This window comes from Mucilaginibacter sp. P19 (assembly GCF_050632265.1).
Classification (GTDB): domain Bacteria; phylum Bacteroidota; class Bacteroidia; order Sphingobacteriales; family Sphingobacteriaceae; genus Mucilaginibacter; species Mucilaginibacter gossypii.
The window spans coordinates 2,535,292-2,560,560 of the sequence record NZ_CP192586.1 but is presented as its reverse complement, the minus strand read 5'-3'; the positions used below and the strand labels follow the sequence as shown (position 1 = coordinate 2,560,560).

The following is a 25,269-nucleotide window of genomic DNA, read 5'->3' as shown; positions in this document are numbered from 1 at the left end:
GGGCGATAGCCCGCCGCCGGGCAATTTTAGAAACAAGGGGGATTGCTCCCCCTAACAATTAATTATAAATCAATGCTTCGCTTCCCTGTGTCGCAAAATCCCGACACAGATTAAAGGCGGTTTGTGCCCGTTGTTTCGCTGTACCGTCCATGATGGATTTAAATTTGGCTTCATCACTTTTAAAACCGCGCACATTTTGGAAATAACCCGTAACGCTGTTATATGCACCAAAAACAGTTCCTGCGGTCGTTTCCATTTGCTGGGTCTGACTTCCTAAAGCATATTCATAAACATTATCTACAATGTTAGTGTAGTGTGTAGATAGCAGGTCTAATTTGCCCCCGGCTAAGTTTTCCAAAACCTCTTTGTTAGGTGCCATTGCAATCTGTATCAATTTTTTCACCTCGGCATCTGTGATACGTACTTTAGCCCATTGATTAAATAAGCCCTCCATTTCGCCGCCTAAAGATTTACTAATGCCCATTAAAGTATGTGCCTGTTTTAGCCGTTCGGTAGCAGAGGCGGTATGACGGATTTTAATCGCCCCTGAATGATTATTCATCGCTGCGTTTAGCGTATTGTTGCAAACTATCCTAACAGGCGTAAAAGCTGCGGTAATGCTTCCTAAACCATCGTGAGTAGTGGTTAAAAACAAATACTGTTCTATCCAGTCCTTTACACCTACCCGAATATAATCAGGCAATTTAGCAGTTATAAAAACCCGCTCGCCGTTACCCAATGCCCCCGCCGTTTCGTATAAAATACCATCGCCACCGCCTACGATCGCATCAAAGAACGAAAACGCATCACGGTTTTGTACCACTTCATAATCGTTACCGACAACCCCTAAAACCTGTTCGGTATCGGCCCGAACCGTAGCAAAAAAATTAGGAACCTCTATTTCGGGAATAATAATATCGTTGTCGGGATCGCCTAAATGGTTTTCGGTATCATAAGTAAACAAAGGGCGTTTTTCTACAATATAATCTAAACCTGCGTGCTGTATGGCTTCGCTACTAGTTGGGTAACGGTCTATGATTTGCCCTAACCCGTGCCAGGCTTTTTCCTTAACACTCATAAAGCTGTTTTTGCCTGTTTTCTGATTGAAATTTATTTGATGTGCCATGATGTTATTTTTTAGTGTTCAGTTCAATAATTTTTGTTTGTAATACTTCCACGTTCGGCGTACTGCTTACCTGCAAAACCGTTTTGGTTTGCAGTTCCTGTATTGCATCGTGAATGCTCGTATGCGCGGTTTTAATGGTGACTTTCACCAGTAAAAAGATCTTATCCTCCATCGCTTTAAAATTGGTATATATTCATAAAATCGCTTAATTCTAATTGAAACCGTGCGGGGTTTTCCTGCGCTAAAGTTTCGGCGTAACCATCCCAAAATATTTGGTTGGTTAACTCTATAAATTGCTCGTACATCCGATTTGCTGTTTTTTGTGAAACCATAAAAAAATGCTCACCATCCCGATAGCTTTCGGGATGGGAGCATAATTTGTTTAAGCATTGGGGAAAATGATGTTTGCTTCGATCTCGGCCAGTTTTTCATGGCAGGCATCAAAAATGAATTGGGAAACCATGCGGATAAGGTTTGGCGTATTGGTGACAAACTCCCGGCCTTTATCGTCTTTGATAATCAGCTTGCAACCCTGATAAGGATTGTTTTCCAGTTCGTCGTTTTCCTCGATCAGTTTTACCTCAAAATCTTCCAGTAACTTAATGCGGGATAACAGGGTAATACGCTGAATGCTTAGGCGGTGTAAGCCCTCCACCGATTTCAAAGTTTGCTCTAAGTTCAAAGCGAATTTTTTTGGCTCCGCTTTCACCTCTTCCACTTTGGCGGGTTCGGCTTTTGGTTCTTCCGCTTTGGCCGGTTCGCTCTTTGGGGCTTCGTCTAATCCGTGTCCTGTGGTAAATGGCGCAACGTTAGCGGGTTGGTTATCCACTGTAGCGGGGCTACTGGTCGTTGCCTCGGCAGGGTTGGTTTTCTCAGCTTGCGGAGTTTGCGCAGGTTTTTGATCTTTAGCGGTTTCATCTTGTTTGGCTTCCTTTCCTGTCAGGCTTGGGCGGTTTTCAATACGGTTAACTGATTGGTTGTTTTTTGCTGCTGTACCTTGTACACCGTTTGCATTTTTTCTGCTGTTTTCATTTTTTAAATGATTTAAAAGGGTTAAAAAATTTGTTTTTCGTTTCCCTTTTTTCCCGAAGACTTTCCCTGAAAAGCTATTTTTCAAAAGAAAAAACGGTAAAAAAGAAAGTCAAAAAGGCGGTCGCAAAGCCTGGGCGGGAGAACTATAAGTCCCGAAGGGTGGCCGCAGCGCAGCGGAGGACATTATGCGTTCGTACGAACGGGCTGACCGATCTTGACGCCGCTTTTGTCCGTTTTCTTTGGAAAATAGCACCTGAAAGCAGTTGATATTTTAGCAGGAAAATAAGTGCAGAGAGAAGGCAAGCGCAGCTTTTCCCAGCGCAGCGGGTAAACAAGTGAAGTCCTGAATGATGCGCTTAATTGGAATTGGCAGTAGTTATAGCAACAGCGAATGCTTTTGCCGCGCAGCAAAAATGCAGCAGCGGATATGATACCAATCAGCCTTCAGGAAGTCAACTGTCAAGGATTGCAGCGGCATCCTTTTCCCGGAAAAGATAGAGTGGAAAGCCTGGCCGGAGGGACAGCCAGGTATTTGAAATAGCACTGAATTATTATCTGTAGAACGTTGGTTTGCATGGCAAAGACATATTGCTGAAATTTAATGAGTACTTAATGTTAGACATGGGACTGATACTAAAATCGGTCTTAAATTGATAATTATTTATATTTGTATTACCGCCAACACAGCGATATGGAGCAGGAAGCATTTTATAAGGACCAATATGACAAGACGCTTGACCGTAAAAACGAGATCAATACCTCGTTGTCTACTCCTATAGGTATTCTCACTGCATTGTTGGCCGGTTTGTACTTTGCCTCGACAAATTTTGATTTCAGCGACAACAAGTTCTTATCTATAAGCTTTATTGTCATTAGTGTTGTATCTATATGTTTATTGGGTAAATCAATATATCATCTGATACGCGCGTTTTCAGATTTCCACAACGGTTATGATTACGCTTACCTGAATGACACAGATGTTTTGGACGCTTACTACCAAGGTTTAGTTAATTTTTATCAGTCGCAGCCCAATAGCACGTTAGCCGGTAGCATCGCTGAAGCAAAAAAAGAATTTGATGCCTATCTGCTGCAAGAACTGATCAAGAGTGCAGGGATCAATCAAAAAAACAATAAGTCTAAAATTTTCCAGCGATTTCAATGCCACCAGTATATGATTTATGCCTTAATTGCATTAAGTTTGTTAATCATTCCATTTGGCATTGATTTTGGGGTCAATAAAGGGAAAGATAAGGTTCAAAGGGTTAAGATCGATTCGGTCATACCGGTTAACCTGAACATAAAATATAAAGACACTGTTGAACGTTTAAATATTAAAACACATTGCAATGGCAGAAGTAAAAAAACCAACACCTCCACCAACTCAAATGATAAGGGAAGGCGTAAATCCTAACACGGTTCGTCCAACAACTACTGCGAGCACGACCGTTAAGAAAAAGTAATTAAGGAACACACCTGATATGGAGGCGTTGACAAGTAATTGTCAGCGCCTTTTATTTTAAGGAATTGTAGGATGACATGCTGCCAATTTCCATTTGTAATAAAAAGAAATACAAGCCATTAGAAAATGGTTTTTTTAACCAGTTCTGCTTGACTTGAATTAACATTTAGCGCCTCAATATTGACGCTTACCTCTTATTAGAGCATGGTTAATCTTAAGGTTGTCAGCGTTTCAATGAACAATTTAGACCATCTATCGCACAACCATATCCTCGTCAATACCGTCATCAGGTGCCGGCCCGTCTTTAGTATACCAATTATCAGCATCACGTTGATTGATCAGCCAAGCTATTGAGCATATTTTTTCCAGGACATCAAATAAATTATTTATTTGTCTGCTTGAAAGATGCTTTGAGATCTGATATTTGGAAAGGGCCATTTCAAGCACTATCAAAAGGTTCGACTTCAGTAATGGCAGCGGGTGCTTGTCGAAAATTTTCATTAACAGATCATAAGGCGTTAATAGCCACTGTCGGTCGAGGTTATCGGGAAACCATAACCAATATTGCTCTTCATCATCAAGATCTGGTGCCGGTGTAAATCCCTCGAATTTTGCTGTGCCATATAGACTCCGGTAATACAATCTTTCGCCTGTAAGTAAGTAAAGCATTTCTAGCAATCGGGTATACATGGAATAGATCCCAACAAGTTTACCTGGACCTTCATCCTGATGAAATTGATAATCAGCGGTAAGTGAGCAATATCTCCAATTTCGCAAATACTGAAGATGTCTGATGGGAGTAGCTGATTCGAAAAAGTCGGTAATAGGCTCGAACGGATATTGGAGTAATTTGTAAAAGTCAAGATTGGCGACGGCATGCTCCCAGGGCGTATATTTAGAAGTTTTCATTTTATAAACCAGGTATTAATTTTAGAAGCTGTGAATTCTATGTCAAAATCGTTTGCAATTTGCATGTTAGCGGGAGTTCAATATCTCAAACGAATTAACCTCAGCAGCTCAGGCGGACATAAATATGCCCGCCTTGCTACTTTGGGTGCTTAGCGGTGCTCGGATATTAAGGAAGGAAGGAAGCAAGGCGGCATAAGAAAATCTTTGCCGCTTGCTACTATTTGGCTATTATTAAGAACTGGTTTTGCATTTAATAAATTGCTGATAAACTTGTTCAATCTTATCCATTACCAAGGCAACTCTATCCTTTAGTAGCTTTACGGAACCTTCATCCGGTTCAAAGTCACTCTTATACCTTGTTTCAGAATAGCCCAATTGGAGTAAATTGAAAAGCTGTAAACCTTCGGTAGTATTAAGTTGCAGCGATCGCTTTATTTCGTCTGTAAATAGCAACGTTATTTTGATCATCCGTGGAAGGTTATGTGTAGTAAGGCGGTAGCCTGTAATGCCATGGATGATTCCTATCAGCGAGCTCTCGGTAGCTTGATGTAAAGAAAAAAGCGCTAATGTGCAATTGTTATCTTCAATATACCTGATCGCGCCTTTCATGAATTCTTTACCTTGTAGACCCCAGCGATCCCAGTCTTTTTGAGCTTTTTCAATCCACACGTGATCCTCAATAGCTTTTGCGTTCAACAATTCTGCTTCCGGTGCCTTATACAAATTAATGCTTTTGTAAAGTGTGTTATGCCAGAAACGTTTATCATTATCTAATCCTTTCTTCGTGGAAGATCTTTTATGAACAATAGCAAATACTGTCCCCAGGAAACGGCAGTTATCTTCAATCTTGTTAGCTACTTCATGTTCAACCGCCTTTTCGCTATCGTCTATTAATATCAAAAGATAGTAAATGGAAGGTTTTGCATTCTTACCAATCAAGTAGATCAAGTTCACACCCGGTATTCTTTCAATGATCAGGTTCTTTATTTTATCAACAACCGCCTCTTGTTCCTCGCTTAGTTTTGGATTGAGGTCTTTTAAAGGCGTCAAGTCTTCTGCATTGGTCAACTGTTTATCTTTATTCTTCCCCCAAGATTTGTGCGTAATAGCTTCGTTAGTTTCACGCTGATGAATGAGCCATGCCGCAGAATAGAGCTTACGGATATTATCATAAACGTCGATGATCTCGCTTGCCGATAATGTTCTCGTCAGCAGCATTGTTATATAGCGCTGTGTGAAGCCATTCATGCAGATAATCGCGATATTCCTGTGGGCTGATCTTTTTAAAGCATTTCTTTATAGCCTTATATGGGTTAGCCAGCTCGCTTTGTGATAAGTTCTTTGGGAAATAGACCCAATCATTACTTTCTTGTGTGATCTGTTCTTTTGTTACGTCTTCCAAACGCGGCCACCTATCCTTAAATTTTAGTAATAATAAATGCAAAGCCTCAATCAATTGCATGTTTTGATCGTATATGAATAAAATGTGACCGGAACCATGTCTATCCTTGAAAACCTTATCATTCAGGACAAAATAGCGCCACTCTTTCAGATCTTCCCGATGATCCTTCGGCCATCCGGAGCTAAAAAAATCAATAACTACCTTTAACGGATTCATGATTTCTTCGAAACGAAGATGTTTAGGATATTGCTCCCACGGCGCGATATTACCCAGATAAGTGCCCATGATATTGGACCGGCATTGTTGACGGCATTACAAAGGACGGCACGGGTGTATTTCTATGCTATTCTTATCATTTCTAACGAAGAAAAAGTGAGGCATAATTTATCCTTGTATAAGCCAGTAGAAACAAGTAATTTCAGATTTCAAATTTTCATACATTTGCTTAAACAACCATTTCTATCATGAGCACAGCTACCGATTCGCAAAAAAGTATTCACCAAGGACGCAATGTTAAGCGTTTTAGAGAAATGCTTGGCTTGAAACAAGAAGCACTGGCTTTAGCCTTAGGTGACGATTGGAGCCAAAAAAGAGTATCATTACTGGAAGGGAAAGAGCTCATTGAAGAGGATATTCTCGCTCAGGTAGCTGCAATACTAAAAGTACCTGTTGAAGCAATCAAAAACTTCGACGAGGAGAAAGCAGTCAACATTATCTCAAATACATTTAACGATACGTCTATGTTAAATGCTGTAAATTATAATCCCACTTTTAATCCTATAGACAAACTGATCGAGGTTTATGAAGAAAATAAAAAGCTTTACGAGCAACTTCTCGCAAGCGAACGTGAAAAAGTAGAAATTCTTAAAAGCAAAAACAACTGATAAGATTATGACAGCGGAGCAGTATTCAAAGCCATACAGAGAAAGAATGTTCAGTCTCGTTGCAGATCCCGAACTGAAAGCGATGGAAATCAGGTATGAACCATATCTTGACATTCATGCTATTGAAGACGTGTTAGAAGGCTGCGACATTATACAAGCCAGTCCGGAGGATGTGCCTACAGGCAAGTTGATTTGGAAAGAAGGTTATGATCTTCCATTAGAGCTTAAGAGAGATATAATTAACTTATATACCAAGCATTTTATTGATCAGTAAGCGGATTAAGTTCAAGCAACGTTCGCCAAGTATCTTCCACAGGCTTTTCGACACCAGGGAAAAGCACATCATCCCACAAATGCAGTTCATCGTTAATAAAACGATAAAGCTTTCTTATTCCAACTTCGTTACTGGCAAACACATGTGTAATGCCTTCTTTATCCAGATAGTCTTCCCAAAAGCCGTCTGAACTAAGGGGTTCTATATATACATCATCATCAATGTCCTGGTCGAAGGCAAACCGAAACCCAGATACCTGCGGTGAAAGGTTACCATCAGCTGAATCATTTAAAATGGTCGTTAATCGAAAAAGCATTGCCGGATAATGGCCGACGCTGTACTTGATCTCTACTTTTTCCAAGGTGCGGGAATTCAGTTCTAACACGCCATATGTAAGCATTTCAACCAGTTTTAGCCATTGCTTGTCTGATACGTTCAATAATACATTTTGTGCCTCATCCAATGTTTTCATAGTAAAGTTTGAATAAATAAATATTAGCAACAGGTCATTGTTGACCTGTTGCCTAAACATGTTAAACACTCATTTTGCTTTTACGCGACTGCTTTTTTGCAGGAGCATCCTCCTTTTGCTGCTCACGTTGTTTCAAATTCCTAACCGGCTTCTGTTCGGTCTGTAGCAATTCCTCCCGTTTTATTTTCTTCATTTGGTGATCGAAAAGGTCAACGGTTTTGAATTGCGGGTTAGCTGCGATGAAATACTTTTTATCGCCTTCTTCACCGCTAACGGTCACCTGCTGGGCGTTGCCTTTTTTCAGAGAGTACAAAAGTTCCTCCTTTGCTTTCGGGTCTTCCAATTCTTTGATACCCTTACCCGCAATAACCTTTTCTACATCATAGCCATAATTTTCATGGTAATGCTTGATCTTTTTGTTGCCATTGTCGGTTAGGTTCTTATCATCAAGGGTTAACCAGGCCTGGTATTTTTGACCTTCTAAATTGTAAAGCTGTTTGTGAACGGCGCGGCCCTCCATCAAATTAAAAGCTTCTTTGGCGGTGATGCCGCTGCCTTTATTGATAAAAAAGGTTTGATCTGAATTCTTGGCAGGATCATCCTTGTGGTTAACCGTCGCGTCGTATTTATTAAAGAAATACATATCCTGGTTATCACCGGCCTTAAAGTGTAATGTGTAGTCAACCGTTTTTTGGTTAAACTCGTGTTGCAGCCCTAACTTAAACTCGGGCGCTTTGGCGGCGATTTGCCTGTCCAATTCAGCGTTTAGTTTGTCTCCAAATCCCAGATTTAGGAGACTTTTTTTAGAAATTCAGCATTTTGAGTATTCATAACGTAATGATTAAAAATGAAAAAAATGGTTAATTAATTGTATTTGCAGCTATTGCATTAACCGGCTGCTGCACTGCCGGCGTTATTGTTTTCAAATCGTCCAGATCCTTTTGTTTGATTTGGAGGTAAAGGTGACGGTTACCGTTCCGCTCGTATAATTCAACATTCAGCGCCTGGTCTTCTGAAAGCGAGAAACGGTGAAAACCGAAAACTTTCGCGATCTCCTGTTTATGACCAATGGAAGTCTTTTTATGCAGTGTTGTAATTAAGGGTACAATTTCCTGTTCGTGCGTTGCCATCCTGGCGACGGCTTTTAAGTCCCTGATGTAAAACCGCACAAAATCAATTTCGTAGGGAAGGTTGGATTTGTTACGAATATCCAGCCTAAAGAAAATCCGGTTACCGGCAAGCGATAGTTCATCGACCCAGGCTTTAACGCCTCCCGTTTTTTCGTGATCTACCACATCTTTTCGCTTACCTGCGGCTAATTGTGAAAGGACTGCGTTGTAATTAAATTCGGCACTTTTAATCACCCTAACAGTCATAGGAGCTGCGCCATCAACTTCAATCCGTCTTCCTGCCCGTCCATAAGAATATTCTACCGGGATGTGATAAATTTTTGCCGTGCTCACATCCTGGACGTTGATGCGGGTGGGTGAAAAGTCGGTATTGCGTGCTTTAATGGTAATCAGCGCATCTTCTTTCTGTGTCAGATCGAAATCCGGAGTTGATTTGCTGATAATTTTAACCGCAGACTTAAAGAATAAAGCTGTGGTTTTGTCACGGCTCACATAAGCCGTATCCTGCGCGTAGGAAACTGTTCCCCACGCACCAAGAATGAAGATAATGAACGATTTTTTCATGGCATTTTTATTTAATTATCCCGGTCGTTACTATCCTTTAAAAGGACTTCGTAACCGGCCTTTACTTTGACTTTGATCTGTTTTACCTTGTGGTTGAATAAGCCCTTTGCGGCTTCCACACCTGCACTGGCGGCTTGTGTACCAACAGACTGATCCATTGACATCAGCTGCATAGATTGAACCGCATCTCCAACGCCGTTCTTTGCAGCGTCTCTGCCGATTGATCCTGGAACATATAGCCCTTCCATACCGTCCAAATCATAAACTGTAAGTGCTACGGGCAGGATGTTATTGAGATAGCGAATACTGGCAATCTTGATATCCAGGCGTTCATTGTTTAAAGCGCAGGTTCCATAGACAAAACTTCCCTTTGGAATCATTTTGCCGTTCACATAAATGCCATCCAACAGCCTTAATTTGATCACCGCGCCGCTAACCAGCGTTTGATCCTCATGCACAACTGCCTGGATGGTGTTTCCAGCTTCAGCTGTAGCGGAACGGTGCTTTTTCGCTTTACCGCCTCCGTCGTAAGAAGCGTAGTTCACCTGCATTTTTTCAGTTGGGGTATTGTCGTCGTCATCGTTGTTCGCTGCCATTACCGCATACACACGACCGTGATTTTTCATAGATTGATTGCGCAGCCTGCTATTTACATTACCTGGATTTTGTATATCATTAATTTGTTGCAGCATCTGAGTTAGCTGCTTCATTTCAGGATCATTGCCGCCGCCACTGCCATTCATTGCTTTCATCATCAATTCGAGGCGCTTCACATCGGCGGCGGATTGGGGCGATGATGCGCCGCCGCCGTAATTCGCGGGTTCAGGCTGGTTAATTTGCTGGTTGATAGCGGCAAGCTTCGCCTGGATTTTTGCTTCGTTTACATCTGCTACCGTTGGGCCACCTGTAAGGTTAGCGGTCGAACGTTGGGTAGCCGAATCAGAATGCCCGGCTTTAGCCGCATCCAGTCCCATCGATTTAACAAAACTTTCACTAACACCGCTATTGGCTGAACTCGCGGAATCTGTCTTAACTGTTTGGTAAATTCCCATTTTGTCCTGGGCTTTTTGATCTTTGAACTGCGCCTGCGGAAGTGTGGCGTTTAGCCCCTGGACATTGGAATTTTCATAGGCAGATGCCGACTGCTTACCGCCGCCTAATGCCCAAAAAGCCATCGTTAAAAATGGGATGATCAGCAGGGGCATGATGACCAAAAATTTGCGCTCCTTCAAAAATTCAGGAGTATGCTGCGGCAATTGGCCGCTGTTTAATGCTGCATTCATGATTTACTTTTTTTAGTTAATGAATCTGTTAATTGACGTTTAATGAAATGGGGGTCGGGAAACTCTGACGCCCGCCCGATATGGGCAGAGGTATAGTTTTGTGTTAATTTGGGAATAGTATAAAAGCTGCAAAACGAACTGCTGATCAATATGATGGACGTTAGCAGCGCGATTGCAATCGCGATCTGTTTCTTTTGCCGTAACGAATAAGCATTAAACCACTTATTAAGCCTGGCCGAAAAATAGAGTTGGATATTGATAATTCTCTTTGCCAACGAAGCTGCAACCTTGTCGCTCAAGTGCGCTGACGCTTTACTGTTTGATAAATTCATAGCTTTTAATGTTGAATGGTGGTATCCCTGTTCGCTAAGGTTTCCCAATGCAGGATCAGGAAACCATGCGGGTTATTGTCTGACCTGGCTACATTGCGCAAGTATCCCTGGGTGATCAGGCTTCGGTTTGCGGTTGAAGTGGAGCGGATCAGCTTTTGCGTCGCAAAGCATTTGAAGTAATAGGGATACTGATTAATATCCAGCTGGATGCTATCCACTGTAACCTGCTGGCTGATATTACCAGAAATCAGATTGTTGTAATAGCTCTTTTCCTTTAAATCATTGTATTGATTTTTCGCACTCTCATCAGCGAGGTATAGTGCTTTACCGATATTGCCATCGATCACCTTTTCATCGGGGTCAAGCGTGAAAAAATAATGGTGGAACATCCGGATATGATCCCTTGCTTCCACAGGGATATTATCTTTCCGGTCGGCTGCAAAAGCTTCCAGCGCCTTACCGTTTGCCAATATGTAAATGTGACTGCCGGCAATATTTGCTGCCTGATAACTTTTGTAAAGTGCGAAACAGGATATGGTGGTGCAGGCTGCTATCAGGAAATAGCTGAAGAGTTTGATGTGCTTAAAAGCAGTTTCAATATTTTTGAGATGAGTAAACATAATTTTGAATTTATAGGTGAGTAATTAGGCTTGCTGCGGATCGATCTTGCTCGCCCGTCCATTATTTGGGTTACTGCCTTTATCCTGGAAATAAGGCTTTGATACGGCGCTGGCCGCCATGCTTTGGCTGGTATTTGAGCGCTGATTACCGAAACTATCCGCAGACATATTGCTACCTCCTGAAGCGGCACCCACAACCGACTGACCGGTACTGCTCACGATACTATTGACCTTTTGGAGCAATCCATTTCCTCCACCTGCATTGACGATATAATTAGCTACGCTTGGAACAGTGAAATAACCGATGATACCAATAATTAAGAAAATGAGATAGGCTGTATCGGTTGAACTAAAGAAAGTATCACCGGCATTTTGGACCTGGCTAATATCAAGTTTCAGCATATTTTCCTGCACCTTACCGATGATAGCACCAAAAATATTGGCAACCGGCAGCCATAGAAATACATTAATATATTTAGCCAGCCACACGGTTAACGTGTGCTGAAAACCATCGAAGACGGCTAAGCCAAAAACAATAGGCCCTAATATGGCAAGGATGATCAGGTAGAATGTGCGAATCGTATTAATGCACAAGGCCGCTGCTTCGTATAACACCTGCAGCACTTCAGACATCCATTGCTTTACCGAATTGCGGAAATTATAGGATGCTTTAGACATGGCAAATTTCACATCGTTTCCCACACTGGCCAGCATTCCTTCACCACTTCCATCTTTATCTTCTGGATGCGTGTATTTATACCATTTATCGCGGTCGCCATCACCATCAGCACCAACATACATCTGCCAGGTGTCCGTTTTTTCTACTGCCGCTTCTTTTGCTTTCAGTAATGCTGCAATGGCAGCATCTGAATTTTGCACCATGCCACCCGTGGCGCTTACAGTAGGCGACATGATACCGTTGATGATAGCGATGACCGTCGGAAATAACAGGATAGCTAAACCCAAAGCGAATGGCCGCATGAGCGGGTAAAAGTCTATCGGCTCTGCACTGGCTATCTGCCGCCAAACCCGGCTGCCGATATACCATAAGGCACCAAATCCGGCTATTGCTCTGCCAACGCCGATTAGTTGGCTGCACATCGGCAGCATATCGTTGTAGACGCCGTTTAAGGTGCCTTGCAGGCCCTGTATATCAGTTGCAAGCCCATCTGCTTTGGAAAATAAAGGAAAAGCTATCCCCGTTACCGCAAGAATTGCGGTTAAATAAATCTTCTTTTTCATAAAATTGGGATTAGTTATTTATACCATAGAGCTGTTTCATCGTTCGGTTGTCGCCTGCGTCCTTGCTGCGCTGGATATTCAGTAAAACGCCCTGCCGGTTGAAATGCCGGAGAAATTGTAACTTATCAGAACTACTGGCGTAGATCCGGTCTATCGCCCGCATTCTTTCATCATCGGACATACGCAGCTTGCCTGCGGTAAGGACATTTGTCAGATCGTCGAGATTTTGAAGGCTTTGATTGACCAGCTGACCATATACATTGCTCATGTACGTCAACTCGCTGGCACTGAATAAGCCGCTTTGCTTAAACTGCTTGTAAGCACTTTTGTATTCGCTCAACAGGCTGGCTTGTTGTGTGATAATATCAGCAACCCGGCCATAATCCTTCACCGTCGGGTTTATCGAGAGTAACCCATTCAGGTAAACGCTGTGCAAATCAAAATTTCCTTTTGACAACTGGGAAATACTACCATAACCTTGCTGATAAATTTGGTAGCCCGTTTTCATATCACTTAAAATGCCTTTAAGCTGAGTAAGCTTTTCAATGTCCAAAATTAGCTGCTGCATTTCCTGTGCCTGGGCGTTTGCAAGCTTTGCCGAACCAAGGCAAACGAACAATACGAGTATAACTACCATATGCTTTAAATCCTTTTTCATACTTCTTTATGTTATTGGACCCCGTAAATCTTCTTTTCCGAAATCACATTATTGTTTTCTTGTACGCGGTGCACGGCATAAACTTTTACCTGGTCGGCAAAGGCTGAAGCAAAGCGGTAATTATTTTGCATAGCGGTATGTATAACGCCGATATGCTTGAGCCGTTCTTCGTCACTCATCTTTAGTTTGCTATCCGTCACCACGTTTTGTAGTTCCGTGATCTGCTGGTCGCAATCTTTGAATAGAGCGGTTTTAACTTGGATGATGTACTTTTTCTCGCCGCCGTTAAGGTTGGCCGTTTTTTCCAGCGAAGTCATCCGTTTTAAAATATCTTTTTGCCATTGCAGTATATCGCTTACCTGTTTGTTGTTCTTAACTACAGGGCTGACATTAGTCAAGTTATTATAATAGGTGGTGTGTAAACCATTCTCGGATTGCAGATAGCCGGTGATGGAGCTTAGGCCGTTATGGGCGATATTGTTGCCCACTTTATAGTAGGCGGCATAAACCTGCAAAGCGGCTATCTGCTGTAACAGATATTTCTTTTGTGTGCTTTTTTGCCTGAACCATTCAGCAAAGGTTTGTGCCCTAACGGTAGTTGCCAGTGCAGAAGCGGCTAATGTCATTACTGTGAACGCCAATAACTTTTTGCTTTTGCGCCGGATCTGATCCGCCCGGAACTTCATTTGATTAATTGATTCCATAAAGCTTTTTAATTGATTGGGTATCGCTTAAATCTTTGCTGCGTTGCAGGCTTAATTGAATGCCCTGGTTATTGAACTGGTGCAAGTCATTGTAATTTTCGTCTAAATGATCGCTGGCCTTGTTAATCAATTCCAGGCGCTGCTCATCTGTCATTTGTGTTTTAGCAGGGCTAACGACCAGCATGATCTCGTCGAGGTTTTTGACACTTGCATCTAATATGCCGGTGTACACACGCTGCATGTAATTGATTTCCTGGGGGTTGAAGTGACTATCCTGTCGAAACAGGCCCCAGGCTTTTTTATATTCACTGACCAGGGCAGCTTGTTTTAAAGTAATATCCTTTATCCGCTGATATTTAGATATGGTCGCTTTAATGTTTCCTAATTCTGTATAGTAACTACTGTATAATTGCCTTTGCTGCTCCGTCCAACCAGATATTTCTGTTAACCTCGTTTTGGACATTTGATTTTCAATGACCTTTTGCGCGTTTTGCAACCAGATTGTTTTATTCTGCATACGCTGTACTTTCAGGTCAATCGCCTTTATTACTTTGGTAACCGTAAGCTTTATTACTTCGCCAATTACGAACTGTGCCTTTACGGTATTCACCCAAGTCAAATTGATGATTATGAATACAATACACACGTATATAACTTTAAATTTTTTCATATAACCTCCCTGTCCGGTCGTTTGATCGAATATTTAAGCGCCAATAAATAGAAGTGATTATTTTATTTTCGTGTACTCAGATGCTCCAAGCTTCAACTTATGTCGGTCTGGTAAAACACTTATTTGTCGGCCCAAATCAGTTTCTTGTAAAGCTTGCTTGTCTGTATTATAAGATGATACCCATTGGACCTTTTTAAATTCCTTTGGTAGCGGCTTACCATTTCTGATTTTATTAAATCCGGTCTGTCTTACTACATCATACGTTTTGTCGGAAGATTTAACCGCTGAAACTATCAAAGTATCGTCAGTGATATTATACTCATTTTGAAAATGTGTCACATAGGTACCTTCAATATCCTCACTGCCCTTGTTAGAACTGTTGCAGCCCATTGAAAATACTAAGACGACTGCTAACAAAATGATTAATGCTTTCATAATTATGGTTTTTAGTTTATGCTGCTTTTTCTAATTCTTCCCTGACAATGGCGGCTATGGCAAGCTTAACACTTCCATATTTTTTAGTGTAAGCATGGACTTTTGCTTTTTCCGAAGATTCGGTTGTGTAAGTCCAATATTCTTCGCGGCTTACTTCCGTGCGGTAAACTTTGGAAAGCTGGCCGTTTAGACTAATGAATACTTCTTTATATTTCAAGTTTTCGTCATTATTCCGGTTCATGCTCATAATAAGCGCCGTTTCTTTATCGGTAATCCCTAATAGCTGCTGAATTTTTGGAAAGTCATTCTGATACTTCCGCTGGTCAAGTAAGATCTTGCAGTCGCTGTTATTGATGATGGCTTGTTTAACCACAGGCGAGCTGATAATATCTTCAATATCCTGGGTGACAACCAATGCTTCACCAAAATATTTACGTACCGTTTTAAAGAGGTATTTAATATACTCGGCCATCCCTTCACGCGCAATGGCTTTCCAGGCTTCCTCAATCAAGATCATTTTGCGAACATCTTTTCCAAGCTTGCGCATTTTGGACACAAACGTTTCCATGATTATTAAAGTAACTACCGGGAATAAAATAGGATGGTCTTTGATATTGTCCAGCTCGAAGACAATAAACCGCCTTTGCAAAAGATCGAGGTTTTCTTTAGCATTCAGGAGGTAAGCGTATTCACCACCTTTATAGTATGGTTTCAATACAAAAAGCATGTTATCTATATCAAAACGTTCATCCTTCACTTTTGATTGCTTCATAGTTTCATGAAATTCACCATTAAGAAATTCATAGAAGCTGTCAAAGCAGGGGAATATTTCGGGCTCTTGTTTTAATTTCTCGTAGTAATGGTACAAAGCATCTGATATAGCCACATATTCTGACCGCTGTACGCCCTCATCTTCCTTCTTCCATAAAGCCAAAATCATAGCTTTAATACTTTCCCTTTTTTCTGTATCCAAAACGTCACCGTCTGCAATGTAAAACGGATTGAAGCTGATCGGCTCGTGTTCCGTATAAGTAAAATAGTAACCGCCGACAAATTCGCAAAGTCCCTGATAGCTATGTCCCACATCTACCAAAACCACGTGCGATCCTTGTTCAAAATAGCTACGCAACAGGTGATTAGTAAAGAACGATTTACCGCTGCCCGATGGGCCTAAAATGAATTTGTTGCGATTAGTAGTAATACCCTTCGTCATGGGGTCATCGCTGATATCTACATGCACCGGCTTACCTGATAAGCGGTCACCTAAGCGAATACCGCAAGGGCTGATACTTGACTGATAATTTGTTTCGAGATTTAAGAAACAGGTTGCCTGTTCAACAAAGGTATCAAAAGTGTCATTCATTGGAAAAGCGGCCTCGTTGCCTGGCAAGCCTGCCCACCAAATTTGAGCGGCTCCGTCGGTTTCCTGCTTAGGCTGTGCATCCATTTGAGCGAGTGAGGAACTGACCTTGTTTTTAAGGTCCTTTAGAAGCGCAGGGTTATCAGTCCAGGCTAAAACATTGAAATGTGCTTTCACCGGTAAGCGCTGCTGACTGATCGCTTCGTTCAAAAAGTCGTGGGTTGCATCCCTGCCAATGGCATTTTCCCGTGAATAAGCTGAAAGCGATTGTAAGCGCAATTTCTTTGCTTCCAGTTTTTTGATCGTTTGCAGACTGTCACCTATAAAGATATATTGGTTATACAGATGGTTGCATTTCAGCAAGGTGCCTATAGGCGTGGCGAAGCCGGTGCTGAACTTCGTTTTATCTGTACTGTATTTATCATAGGTGATCCTCGGCCCGCATAACGGCGGCAGGTCTTCCGCATCGCTTAAAGTATAAAGCTGACAGTGGTTGTCGCCGATCCTGATCTCGTCCTGAATATGAATATCCTTTAATACCGGCGCTTCGTTTTGATTAAGCAAAAAGCAATACTGTTCTAAAACTCCTGCTCTTTGCAATGTACCGGCTAATTCATCATCATTTAGCCGTGAAAGAGAGATTAAGCCGCTATCTTCTAACACTCTTACAAATTGTCCTGCGCTATCCTGAAAGTCCCTGAATAATTCCTCGCAGGTTGTTTGTGCCGGCACGATGCGTTTACGCATCAAGGAACTAACCGCGCTGGAATACTGCTTAAACTTATCCGGCTTTTTAGTGAGAAAAATGTGGCAGTGATGATGCAAAAACTCGCGTTCATGGAAATAGCGTTCACTGGAATGAGAAAGAAAGGTTTTAACCTGCTGATGGCCTTCCTTCGCGAAAACAGCTTCGTATTGGTCACCCACAAACCAGTCCTGCTTATGAAACACGGTGTTTTTAGGCAGCAGTTTTAACGCTTTTATAATTACTTCGTGAAATGCAAGATATTCCTCATTTGACAAAGTAAAGATCTCCGGCAGGTTTACTTTATAACCAATGGTAAGATCGCCGTTTGCGGACACCATGCAGTTGTGCTCGACCTTATAGACAGGGAATACCTGTTCCGCTTTGCTATGTGATGCCATGATTATTTCTTTAGTTTTAAGAAGATATTTCGTGTAGTAAACTTTAAATGGTTTGGCAAATACCTTTTAGCTGCTTTCTTCATCAAGCCATGCTCGCCATATTTATGGCTTAGTTTGAATACCTGATAAAATAGTCCGCTGCCTAATACGGAGATAATGATAATACATGATATTACCGGAACCCCAACGATATACATAACAGCAAACACAATCAGCAACAACACCAATCCAACTGCCAGGTAGCCGATGTACTGTGCCTTCAATCCTTTAAACTCGATAGGCTTATTAATTCCCTTGTTGATTTGATATAATGCCATGATATGAATTTTATACCCCGAAAAATGATTTCAATACGGTAGCAACTACTACTAAAAAGATACAGCTGCCAAACCAGCTTGAAGCGACTTTGCCGGTATCGTGTTCACCGTCATTCCACTTCTTGAATACCTTGATAGCCCCTACGAGCCCGACTATGGCACCGATAGCATACATTAAGCTGGTTCCAGTAGTGAAATAACTTTTAACCTGGGTGGTAGCAGCGGTAATGCCTGAATTACCATCCTGTGCGTAAAGGCTTAGGCTGATAATCAACAAGGTGATGGTAGCCAAAGTGTGCCTGAGAAAGTTTACGACCGCAGAGCGGAAGTGTGTTTTTTGAGATTTCATAATATTTGAATTTGATGTTAAGGGATATGTTGCCTACGCCCAGATGTTTTGAAAGTCTGATAAAGCAACTGTGAATTTTAATTTGTCTTTGGAAATTTCCACTACACGGCTAAGTGCAGCCGGAAGGTCTATTTGCTCCTGAAACCGTTTATAAGAGCCGACTAAAATTCCAATGAGTGTGATAAACTCCTGTTTATTGTCAACGTCTTTATAGGCTTCAATCAGGTTTCCCGCTTCTGATACTAATTCTGATGAAGGGTCATTTTGATTGCTGACCAAATCAGTTGACTTGGTAACGGCTTCAATAAGATCGTCCGGCAGAACGTCTGTAAAGGGTAAGTTTTGTGTTTCGCCGATGGTTACGCCACTGTCCGGTTTGGCCTGGCCCATAACAGCATAAGCAGGTGCTTGAACTCCGGAAAAGAAATTAGAGGTTTGTGGCTTGCGATTAAATAGATTACCTATTTCCTTTTGGTAATACCTGAGCACTATATACAGGTAATAGGAAACAGTAATGATAACGACGGCGGCGAGATAGTGCTGCCAAGAAATAGAGGACAACATATTGCTTTGCTTTAATCCTCACCGCACCATGCGGCGATTCTGAAAGCAAAGGTTGGAGTAGTGCAAATTATTTTTTCACACCTCATGTATAAGGTAGGTGTTATTTTTATTTTAAACTTGTTAAACTGCGGTAAAACTGCACATTACAGATTAGCCAAATTTGATCTTTTGCTGAAAAGATCCGTCTTCATCTAATTTATCTTCAATTCTACGCAATAGAGCAAGTTTCAATTTATCTAAGAAAGCGGTACGATCTTTCTTTCGTCTGGTAATGTCGGTGTACTTATGATAATACTGGCCAAGATCGACGTGGAATGCCGTTTGAAAAAACTGACTACGGTTTTAATTTCCGTATTGCCGTTATTGAAAACGCCCAAAGCAACAAGGGCATAGATCAATTCAATCAGATCCGTTTTGTTGAATGTCCAGGTTAACGGTAATTCAAGGGCCATTGGAGTTGGTTCTTCATTATGTTCAATAAGCTTCTGCAATTCCAGATTTAAAAATCCTGATATTTTTCGTTAGCGATGATCTTTGATAACTTATAATCGTGGCTGGTTGAATAAACCTCATCTTCCTCAAAATCTTCTAATTCAACGTGGACGTCAAAACCGCCCCGTGTAAAGTAGATCTCATCCATTTGTGTAGATCCTGAACGATAATATTGATAAAAAGAATGATTATGGTCGAAAAACCTTTTCAGGTCGGTCAATTCGTAGTTTATGTATTCCTTCACGATCTCGTCACCGCCGGTTGGTTTCTGCATGATGAAGTTATATACATTGATAAAGAAGATGTATTTGCTGTAAAACTGTGGCTTTAGCACTTTGAAGAAATAAATTTCATCTTCTTTGTTTTCGAAGGCATAGCTGGATATGTAGTTCTTTAATTTGGCCATTGCCTTTTTGCAAAGCATTATGGAGGTCTTGTACTGATCGGCTAAGGAATCGCCGTTAATGGAAACTTCATTTAACTGGTTCTCTAAAGCACTGTAGAAGCGCTCTGCAAATGTTCTCATCGTAATAGTAAGGTTTAGATCGGTAAGTAATTAGTCAGTATCTTTCAATCAGCTTAAGATTAATTGGACGAGATTAAATATGTACAGCGAAGCTTTACTGCGTCTGCAATAATTTAAATAATCAGGAAAGTTCTTTAATCAGGCTTTTGCAGGCAATTCCTGGCTTAGGAGATCTAACAAGCTCATATTTAAGCCTTCTGCTATTTCCTGTAGGTAAATATAAGAAGGATTTATGTTTCCTGTTTCTAAGCGCTGAATTGATTGCTGGTCTTTTCCGATGGAGTGGGCAAGTTGTACCTGCGTGATCCCCTTATCCTTGCGGACAATGCGGATCTTTTCACCCAGGTCTTTTAATAATACTTCCTTATTCATCGGAAGTATAAAAGAAAAATAAAGCGTTTGAAATCAGTACAACGGATGCGTTGTATTATTCTTGCTTATAAATATTAAGCGAAATTATTTCCTCATTCAACATAGGTTACTTAACACGCTATCAACCAATAATTTAATATCCTGCTTGATTTGATGGTAGGCCAATAAAACTTCTGCCTGGTCAACATCACGCACTTTAGGGATAGGCTGATAAGCTGCTTCTTCTTCGCGTATGGCGCAATGATCGTTCTGAATCGCGTTATGAAAGGTCTTTAACTCGATCTTGTTATCTGGGTCATCTGCGACCATTCCTACAAACTCACCGGAAGATAAACCCGATATCTTTGATGCAGGTATCGCATAGTCCAATTGCGTTGATCTGCTAATGGAAGTATCCTGGCTATTGATGGAAATACTTTCCTTTTCCTGATTGATCTTGCCAAAGCGTTCGGATAATTGCTTGGCAGTATCTCCCGTTACCTGTCCGAAAACAACATTACCGACAATATTTAAAATAACTTCTGCCTGTTCACGGCCATAATCTTTTTTAAGCTGGCTGTAATCCTGAACGGCTAAGGTAACAGCGACTTTGTTGGAACGGGCGGTAGCGATGAGATTGTCAATGCCATTGAAATAAATAGTAGGGAACTCATCAAAGATCATACTGCACTTTTGCTGATTTTTTCGGTTAACCAGCTTGTTTATCCTGTTAATGTATAAAGATAATACAGCTCCGTAAACTTGTGATTTTTGCGGGTTGTTGGCCAGGCACACTACTTTTGGTTCATCCGGATTATTGATATCTAACGAAAAATCATTGCCGCTCAAGACATAATATAACTGCGGTGATGACAAACGGGCCAGGCTGATCTTGGCACTTGCTACCTGTCCTTCCAACTGCTCATACGCTTCATTTTGCCAGGCCGAAACAAATGGGTTAATGAGTACTTCAATTTCGGGTTCCTGAAGTAATACCTCAAAAAGATCTTTATAGTCTACCTGAGCCAACTCGATCACATGGGGCAATGTGCAATAGCGCCCATCTTCATATTTCTTTAAAAACCACATGATCGCTGTAATAAAGTTGATCGGAGATTCAACGAAGAAATCGCCTTGTTTCTTTATCCACTCGCGGTTAAGGCCAAGCATGATCGTGCGGCTTGAATCTATCGCGTCAGTTATATCGATCATTGTATGCGGTTCTAAGGGATTAGCCCGGTGCATAATATTCTCCAAATTAATGACGTATTGCGTAGGCTTCACTTTATATAAGTGGCCGTATTTAAGCAGCGCATTGTAGACAATCTTTGTTAGATCATCATATTTAAAATCATAAACTAACATGGTAAATCCCTTTTCAATATGCTGGGTGATGATGTGACGGATAACAAAATAAGACTTACCAGCGCCTGGGCTGCCGCCGATCAGCGTACCTCTGAAAGGGTTAATAATATTGATCCAGCTATTGCGGCTCTTACCTTTCAGATTATAAACTGCCGGTAAGTTGATTGAGTATTCATTTTCTAATAGCCGCTCTTCCTGTGGAAACGATTCGTTTTCTTTATTAAAGATATCCTTACCTAAGTTTAGTTTAAGCATCCTGAAAAGCAAGCTCACACCTGACAACAGGAGCATATAACCAATAGCAGTAACGCCTATGTACAATAATGCTATAGTCGTTGCCGGATAACGAAGGGTGAGGAATAGCGAACTGATGAAATAAAAGATCAAGCCTGTTAGACAATAAATCATTATTCTGCTGGCTTTAATGGATTCATCCTTTTTCCCCTTGCTGCCTACAAGGGAGATCATTAATAGCAAGAGTGCCGCCAGTTTAGCATAAAGCACTTTGGCAAAAACTACCATTTTTGATAGCGGCAATAAAATATGATTTACAAAAGGTTTGGTTAAACCTAAGATCTGAAAAGCCGGGTAACAGCTTAAATAAAAATGGACTATTAAAATAGCAATGCTTAAAAGCCTGGTAAAGTCAATAATCTTTCTAAGGGCTTGTTCGTTTTCACCTGTTTGCATAATGGTATATTTTAAAGTGAGTTACCTTTTCTTCTCTTCTTGCGCTTATTTTGTTGCAGTCTGCCGAGTGCGGCCATATCCTGTTGTTCTTCTTTGAATAATATGTTTAGCAGTGAATCGCTATCACCACCTGTTGGGTTTGAGCCTGAAAATTTGTCAGCAAAACCAGGAGCATTTCTATTGTTGGTTTCTCTTGCCGAAACGGTTTCGCTACGGTTTATTTCATCATTTCGGAACCAGTTCATCAGCGCAGCTGCGCTGTAATTTTTACCTAAATCACTACCGTTAAACACCGCTTTCGATTGGTGATCGACGAAGGTTATCCCGTACAAACGGCCTTCTTCATTCTGCCGGAAAATGACCTGGATACCATCCGCTTTTAACTTCTTTTGAAACGCCGCTTTTGAAACCGGCGTTAATAAGGCTTTGTCAAGTACAGTCTTTAGGCGCTCTTTCAAGGGTTTGCGAAGCACCTCATTTAGCCGGAAACGATCCTCAAGGTGCTTTAAAGTAGGCTTGCCGTAGATGCTGCTGGCCTTAATTGGTACCCCAAGTCTGTTGCCTTTTCCATCCAACACCCAATAAACCAAACCGTTTTTTTCATACATTCTTGAGTCTTTTGACCCACGATCAGCGGTGATATTGTATTGATTTAAGACCGCATTTAGTTCAGGTATGCTCGTAAATTTATAGGCTCTAATCACTTCGCTAACCACATTGGTGATTGATCTTTTCAATTCGGACTTACCATAGTCTACCATTTCCAACGGCTTACCGATGACGTTTTGCTGCTTGCCCTGGTCTTCTGCCTTCACCAAATTGTAAGTTAATTCAACCTGTTTTCTGGCACTTTCGGAAGCCTTGTTGGCAAGTAAATGAAAGCTGATCCGTTTACCGTCCGGCTCGATATTAGTAGTGACTATATGCAAATGAGGGTGCCCGGCATCGTGATGCTGATAGACCAAATAGGGCTGTTTACCGAAACCTAAACCATCCATGTAATCATCGGCGATCTGCTGAAGCAGGTCTTTTTCGAGGTGTTCGCTCACCGCAAAATTCAGCGATACATGCAGCGTATTGACGAGCGTCCGCTCATTGCGTTGAGTTAAATCGGTCAACCTTTGCAGCTTATCAGTGAACGTTAAGTCAGCCGGTTCTTTGAGGTAGCCTTGTGCCAAAATCAGCTCTGCTTTCCCCAGCCTCACTTTGTGTTCATTGTAATTTATTGCGCCGCTGATACTTCTCCCGGTTTTAATTTTTGCGACCATAATTCTGAGAAACTTTGCATACGTTCTTTAATCTGTCCGATTGCCGGATCAACCTTGCTGCCGATAATGGAAAGCAGATTTAACCATAACCTGTTATCCGCATTTCCGTGAGCACTATTGATTTGGCGAACCGCCTGGTTAAGATTATTGCCAATTGCGTTTAACTCCTTTCGGAGTAGAGCCAATTCTTCCAGCATTTCATCCATCGACTTATCACGGTAGTTTACTGTGACTGGTTTTTCAAGCAGCACGCACCGGATATATTCGCTCATTTTTAAAAAGCGGGTTTTCTTAAACCGGGTATCGAGCACTTTAAATTCATTGGGTTTGAACCGTGTGGTTACTTTACGTTCCCGATTTTCTTCTTGATTTTCCATTCCTGTAATCTTTAAAAATCCGACCTTGGAGGATTTTTACAATACCCCGACTGACTTTGGAAGGCAGGGGCAAGATCCGTTTGTCCGACAAACGTTTATCTTGCTGATTGCTGTTAAGAGGCAATCTCCTCCTTTAAGACTTCTTCAATCTGCCTGCATTCCGTTAGGACCTTCAACCTGTTGGCTTCTTCAATTTGGATTCTAAGAAATACTTTAAAGCATCAATACTGATATCCTTTAAAGAAGCATCGAATTCCACCCCATAGGTTTTCACACGCTTCAAAAGTGCCTTTGGAATCCATACATTTAATTGCGCCTCGTCTTCTTTCACTGCCGCAGTCTGCCTGATCGGCTGCACCTCCTGTATCGGAGTTTTCGGCGTATCCTTTTTAAGCCTGTCCGCTAACCCACCCAGCTTATCTTTATAATCTGTCATTGTAAACTTTCCTTTAATTACCTGAATAGACCACGGATTTTGGCGATTACATAATTTTGTATTTATGTAATTATGCACTGATGCGGTTAACGATCTCTTCCGCTAAAGCTGTTATCTCTGTTATCGCTTTGGTATCGCTTCCTTGCAAAACCCCAGCGGTAATAGATGACCTTGCGATGCTCACGCGGTCATATATCATTGTATCTAAAACGGGGGTTTCCATGCTTGCTAAAAGTCCGCTCACTTCCTTGGTAATACCAGAGCGCGGCTTGATCATATTTATAACAATGCCGGCCTGTATATCCGGTTTCGTTACCTGCGCATCTTTTAACAGTGCGATGGTCGAACGGATAGCCATCACATCAAAAAATCCGGCCTTCGTCGGTATTAATATAAAGTCGGATAGTCCAAATAATTCCGGCAGCTTGTTCGACAGGTAAGGCGGCGTATCGACGATAATGAGATCGTAGTCTAAACTTTTAATTTCCTGCAATTCGTCGTTACTTAATACTGCGAGGTCAGGCAGTTCCTCTTTGATCTGAATAAGGCTGCCTTGCAAATCCGTATCAACTAAAGCAACCTTTAATTGATCCTGAAAACACACGGCTAAATTCATAGCGAGTGTGCTTTTTCCTACACCCCCTTTTGGTGGGCTACGGTGATGATCTTTCCCATGTTATGTAATTCTATATTTTAATAAATACATTATGATGTAATTGCATAATGCTGTAAATCTTCAGATACATATTTCTCTAATTGCAGACATCTGTAATTGCATATATCTGTAATTCTGTATTTCAATAATTACACTTTTCTGTAGCTGCATAATTCC

At 41.4% G+C, this 25,269-nt stretch carries 30 protein-coding genes and 1 pseudogene; 3 read left to right on the top strand and 28 right to left on the bottom strand.

Annotated features, from left to right (window positions below; translation table 11 throughout):
• Positions 1-58: 58 nt before the first annotated feature.
• The 3 genes from ACQ86K_RS12330 to ACQ86K_RS12320 all read right to left on the bottom strand — a co-directional run bounded on the left by ACQ86K_RS12330 (position 59) and on the right by ACQ86K_RS12320 (position 2,243).
• Entirely contained in the window at positions 59-1,126 is a 1,068-nt protein-coding gene (locus tag ACQ86K_RS12330; protein WP_157526446.1) for a DUF932 domain-containing protein, read from the bottom strand.
• Positions 1,127-1,130: 4 nt separating this feature from the next.
• Positions 1,131-1,298: a hypothetical protein gene (locus tag ACQ86K_RS12325; protein WP_166583813.1), complete on the bottom strand. Its 168-nt coding sequence runs from the start codon at positions 1,296-1,298 to the stop codon at positions 1,131-1,133.
• Between the two features lie 210 nt (positions 1,299-1,508).
• Positions 1,509-2,243, bottom strand: a complete 735-nt coding sequence (locus ACQ86K_RS12320) for a hypothetical protein (protein ID WP_431200452.1) — start codon at positions 2,241-2,243, stop codon at positions 1,509-1,511.
• A 606-nt stretch (positions 2,244-2,849) separates the two neighbouring features.
• On the opposite strand from ACQ86K_RS12320, the gene ACQ86K_RS12315 reads away from it, so the two are divergent.
• On the top strand, positions 2,850-3,569 hold the full coding sequence (locus ACQ86K_RS12315; protein ID WP_157526450.1) for a hypothetical protein: 720 nt from the start codon (positions 2,850-2,852) through the stop codon (positions 3,567-3,569).
• Positions 3,570-3,869: 300 nt separating this feature from the next.
• On the opposite strand, the gene ACQ86K_RS12310 is transcribed toward ACQ86K_RS12315, so the two are convergent.
• The 3 genes from ACQ86K_RS12310 to ACQ86K_RS12300 all read right to left on the bottom strand — a co-directional run bounded on the left by ACQ86K_RS12310 (position 3,870) and on the right by ACQ86K_RS12300 (position 6,213).
• Positions 3,870-4,526 (bottom strand): hypothetical protein, encoded by a 657-nt coding sequence (locus tag ACQ86K_RS12310; protein WP_157526452.1) that lies wholly within the window; start codon positions 4,524-4,526, stop codon positions 3,870-3,872.
• Positions 4,527-4,757: 231 nt separating this feature from the next.
• Positions 4,758-5,744, bottom strand: coding sequence for a HEPN domain-containing protein (locus ACQ86K_RS12305; RefSeq protein WP_431200451.1), 987 nt, complete (start codon positions 5,742-5,744; stop codon positions 4,758-4,760).
• Complete coding sequence (locus ACQ86K_RS12300; RefSeq protein ID WP_431200450.1) at positions 5,695-6,213, bottom strand: hypothetical protein; 519 nt, start codon at positions 6,211-6,213, stop codon at positions 5,695-5,697. The genes ACQ86K_RS12305 and ACQ86K_RS12300 overlap by 50 nt, the downstream gene beginning before the upstream one ends.
• Positions 6,214-6,392: 179 nt before the next feature.
• Between ACQ86K_RS12300 and ACQ86K_RS12295 the strand changes: the two genes are divergently transcribed.
• Together ACQ86K_RS12295 and ACQ86K_RS12290 are read left to right on the top strand one after the other, a co-directional pair.
• Positions 6,393-6,812: a helix-turn-helix transcriptional regulator gene (locus ACQ86K_RS12295; RefSeq protein WP_157526456.1), complete on the top strand. Its 420-nt coding sequence runs from the start codon at positions 6,393-6,395 to the stop codon at positions 6,810-6,812.
• A 7-nt stretch (positions 6,813-6,819) separates the two neighbouring features.
• Complete coding sequence (locus ACQ86K_RS12290) at positions 6,820-7,086, top strand: hypothetical protein (protein ID WP_166583904.1); 267 nt, start codon at positions 6,820-6,822, stop codon at positions 7,084-7,086.
• On the opposite strand, the gene ACQ86K_RS12285 is transcribed toward ACQ86K_RS12290, so the two are convergent.
• The 22 genes and pseudogenes from ACQ86K_RS12285 to ACQ86K_RS12180 all read right to left on the bottom strand — a co-directional run bounded on the left by ACQ86K_RS12285 (position 7,073) and on the right by ACQ86K_RS12180 (position 25,053).
• Positions 7,073-7,558 (bottom strand): hypothetical protein, encoded by a 486-nt coding sequence (locus ACQ86K_RS12285; protein WP_166583903.1) that lies wholly within the window; start codon positions 7,556-7,558, stop codon positions 7,073-7,075. The two genes, ACQ86K_RS12290 and ACQ86K_RS12285, sit on opposite strands and share 14 nt — an antisense overlap.
• 61 nt (positions 7,559-7,619) lie before the next feature.
• Positions 7,620-8,315 carry a hypothetical protein gene (locus tag ACQ86K_RS12280; protein WP_431200449.1) on the bottom strand — a complete coding sequence of 232 codons (696 nt, stop codon included), beginning with the start codon at positions 8,313-8,315 and terminating at the stop codon, positions 7,620-7,622.
• 103 nt (positions 8,316-8,418) lie between these two features.
• Positions 8,419-9,252 carry a DUF4138 domain-containing protein gene (locus ACQ86K_RS12275; protein WP_157526460.1) on the bottom strand — a complete coding sequence of 278 codons (834 nt, stop codon included), beginning with the start codon at positions 9,250-9,252 and terminating at the stop codon, positions 8,419-8,421.
• 11 nt (positions 9,253-9,263) lie between these two features.
• Positions 9,264-10,535, bottom strand: coding sequence for a conjugative transposon protein TraM (gene traM / locus ACQ86K_RS12270; RefSeq protein ID WP_157526461.1), 1,272 nt, complete (start codon positions 10,533-10,535; stop codon positions 9,264-9,266).
• Positions 10,532-10,867 carry a hypothetical protein gene (locus ACQ86K_RS12265; protein WP_431200448.1) on the bottom strand — a complete coding sequence of 112 codons (336 nt, stop codon included), beginning with the start codon at positions 10,865-10,867 and terminating at the stop codon, positions 10,532-10,534. Before ACQ86K_RS12265 ends, traM begins: the two co-directional genes overlap by 4 nt.
• 5 nt (positions 10,868-10,872) lie before the next feature.
• Positions 10,873-11,487 (bottom strand): conjugative transposon protein TraK, encoded by a 615-nt coding sequence (gene traK, locus ACQ86K_RS12260; protein WP_157526463.1) that lies wholly within the window; start codon positions 11,485-11,487, stop codon positions 10,873-10,875.
• A 24-nt stretch (positions 11,488-11,511) separates the two neighbouring features.
• Positions 11,512-12,729 (bottom strand): conjugative transposon protein TraJ, encoded by a 1,218-nt coding sequence (gene traJ, locus ACQ86K_RS12255; RefSeq protein WP_157526464.1) that lies wholly within the window; start codon positions 12,727-12,729, stop codon positions 11,512-11,514.
• A gap of 10 nt (positions 12,730-12,739) precedes the next feature.
• Positions 12,740-13,387, bottom strand: a complete 648-nt coding sequence (locus ACQ86K_RS12250) for a TerB family tellurite resistance protein (RefSeq protein WP_157526465.1) — start codon at positions 13,385-13,387, stop codon at positions 12,740-12,742.
• Positions 13,388-13,398: 11 nt separating this feature from the next.
• The gene (locus ACQ86K_RS12245; protein WP_157526466.1) at positions 13,399-14,091 is read right to left on the bottom strand and encodes a hypothetical protein; all 693 of its coding nucleotides are present in this window, start codon (positions 14,089-14,091) and stop codon (positions 13,399-13,401) included.
• Complete coding sequence (locus ACQ86K_RS12240) at positions 14,078-14,701, bottom strand: conjugal transfer protein TraI (RefSeq protein ID WP_431200447.1); 624 nt, start codon at positions 14,699-14,701, stop codon at positions 14,078-14,080. Before ACQ86K_RS12240 ends, ACQ86K_RS12245 begins: the two co-directional genes overlap by 14 nt.
• A 117-nt stretch (positions 14,702-14,818) precedes the next feature.
• Positions 14,819-15,196, bottom strand: coding sequence for a hypothetical protein (locus ACQ86K_RS12235; protein WP_157526468.1), 378 nt, complete (start codon positions 15,194-15,196; stop codon positions 14,819-14,821).
• Positions 15,197-15,212: 16 nt separating this feature from the next.
• Positions 15,213-17,702 (bottom strand): TraG family conjugative transposon ATPase, encoded by a 2,490-nt coding sequence (locus tag ACQ86K_RS12230; RefSeq protein ID WP_157526469.1) that lies wholly within the window; start codon positions 17,700-17,702, stop codon positions 15,213-15,215.
• Between the two features lie 2 nt (positions 17,703-17,704).
• Positions 17,705-18,019: a DUF4133 domain-containing protein gene (locus ACQ86K_RS12225; RefSeq protein WP_157526470.1), complete on the bottom strand. Its 315-nt coding sequence runs from the start codon at positions 18,017-18,019 to the stop codon at positions 17,705-17,707.
• Positions 18,020-18,029: 10 nt separating this feature from the next.
• Positions 18,030-18,368 (bottom strand): DUF4134 domain-containing protein, encoded by a 339-nt coding sequence (locus tag ACQ86K_RS12220; protein WP_157526471.1) that lies wholly within the window; start codon positions 18,366-18,368, stop codon positions 18,030-18,032.
• Positions 18,369-18,401: 33 nt separating this feature from the next.
• Complete coding sequence (locus ACQ86K_RS12215) at positions 18,402-18,932, bottom strand: hypothetical protein (RefSeq protein ID WP_431200446.1); 531 nt, start codon at positions 18,930-18,932, stop codon at positions 18,402-18,404.
• Positions 18,933-19,082: 150 nt separating this feature from the next.
• Positions 19,083-19,830 (bottom strand): annotated as a pseudogene (locus ACQ86K_RS12210) (RteC domain-containing protein).
• 258 nt (positions 19,831-20,088) lie between these two features.
• Positions 20,089-20,322, bottom strand: a complete 234-nt coding sequence (locus tag ACQ86K_RS12205) for a helix-turn-helix domain-containing protein (protein WP_157526474.1) — start codon at positions 20,320-20,322, stop codon at positions 20,089-20,091.
• 96 nt (positions 20,323-20,418) lie between these two features.
• On the bottom strand, positions 20,419-22,356 hold the full coding sequence (mobC, locus tag ACQ86K_RS12200) for a conjugal transfer protein MobC (RefSeq protein ID WP_157526475.1): 1,938 nt from the start codon (positions 22,354-22,356) through the stop codon (positions 20,419-20,421).
• Between the two features lie 11 nt (positions 22,357-22,367).
• Positions 22,368-23,624 (bottom strand): relaxase/mobilization nuclease domain-containing protein, encoded by a 1,257-nt coding sequence (locus ACQ86K_RS12195; protein WP_157526476.1) that lies wholly within the window; start codon positions 23,622-23,624, stop codon positions 22,368-22,370.
• Positions 23,579-24,001, bottom strand: coding sequence for a plasmid mobilization protein (locus tag ACQ86K_RS12190; protein ID WP_157526477.1), 423 nt, complete (start codon positions 23,999-24,001; stop codon positions 23,579-23,581). The genes ACQ86K_RS12195 and ACQ86K_RS12190 overlap by 46 nt, the downstream gene beginning before the upstream one ends.
• Positions 24,002-24,173: 172 nt before the next feature.
• Positions 24,174-24,437, bottom strand: a complete 264-nt coding sequence (locus ACQ86K_RS12185; protein ID WP_157526478.1) for a hypothetical protein — start codon at positions 24,435-24,437, stop codon at positions 24,174-24,176.
• A gap of 70 nt (positions 24,438-24,507) precedes the next feature.
• Positions 24,508-25,053, bottom strand: a complete 546-nt coding sequence (locus tag ACQ86K_RS12180; protein ID WP_431200445.1) for an AAA family ATPase — start codon at positions 25,051-25,053, stop codon at positions 24,508-24,510.
• Positions 25,054-25,269 lie beyond the last annotated feature (216 nt).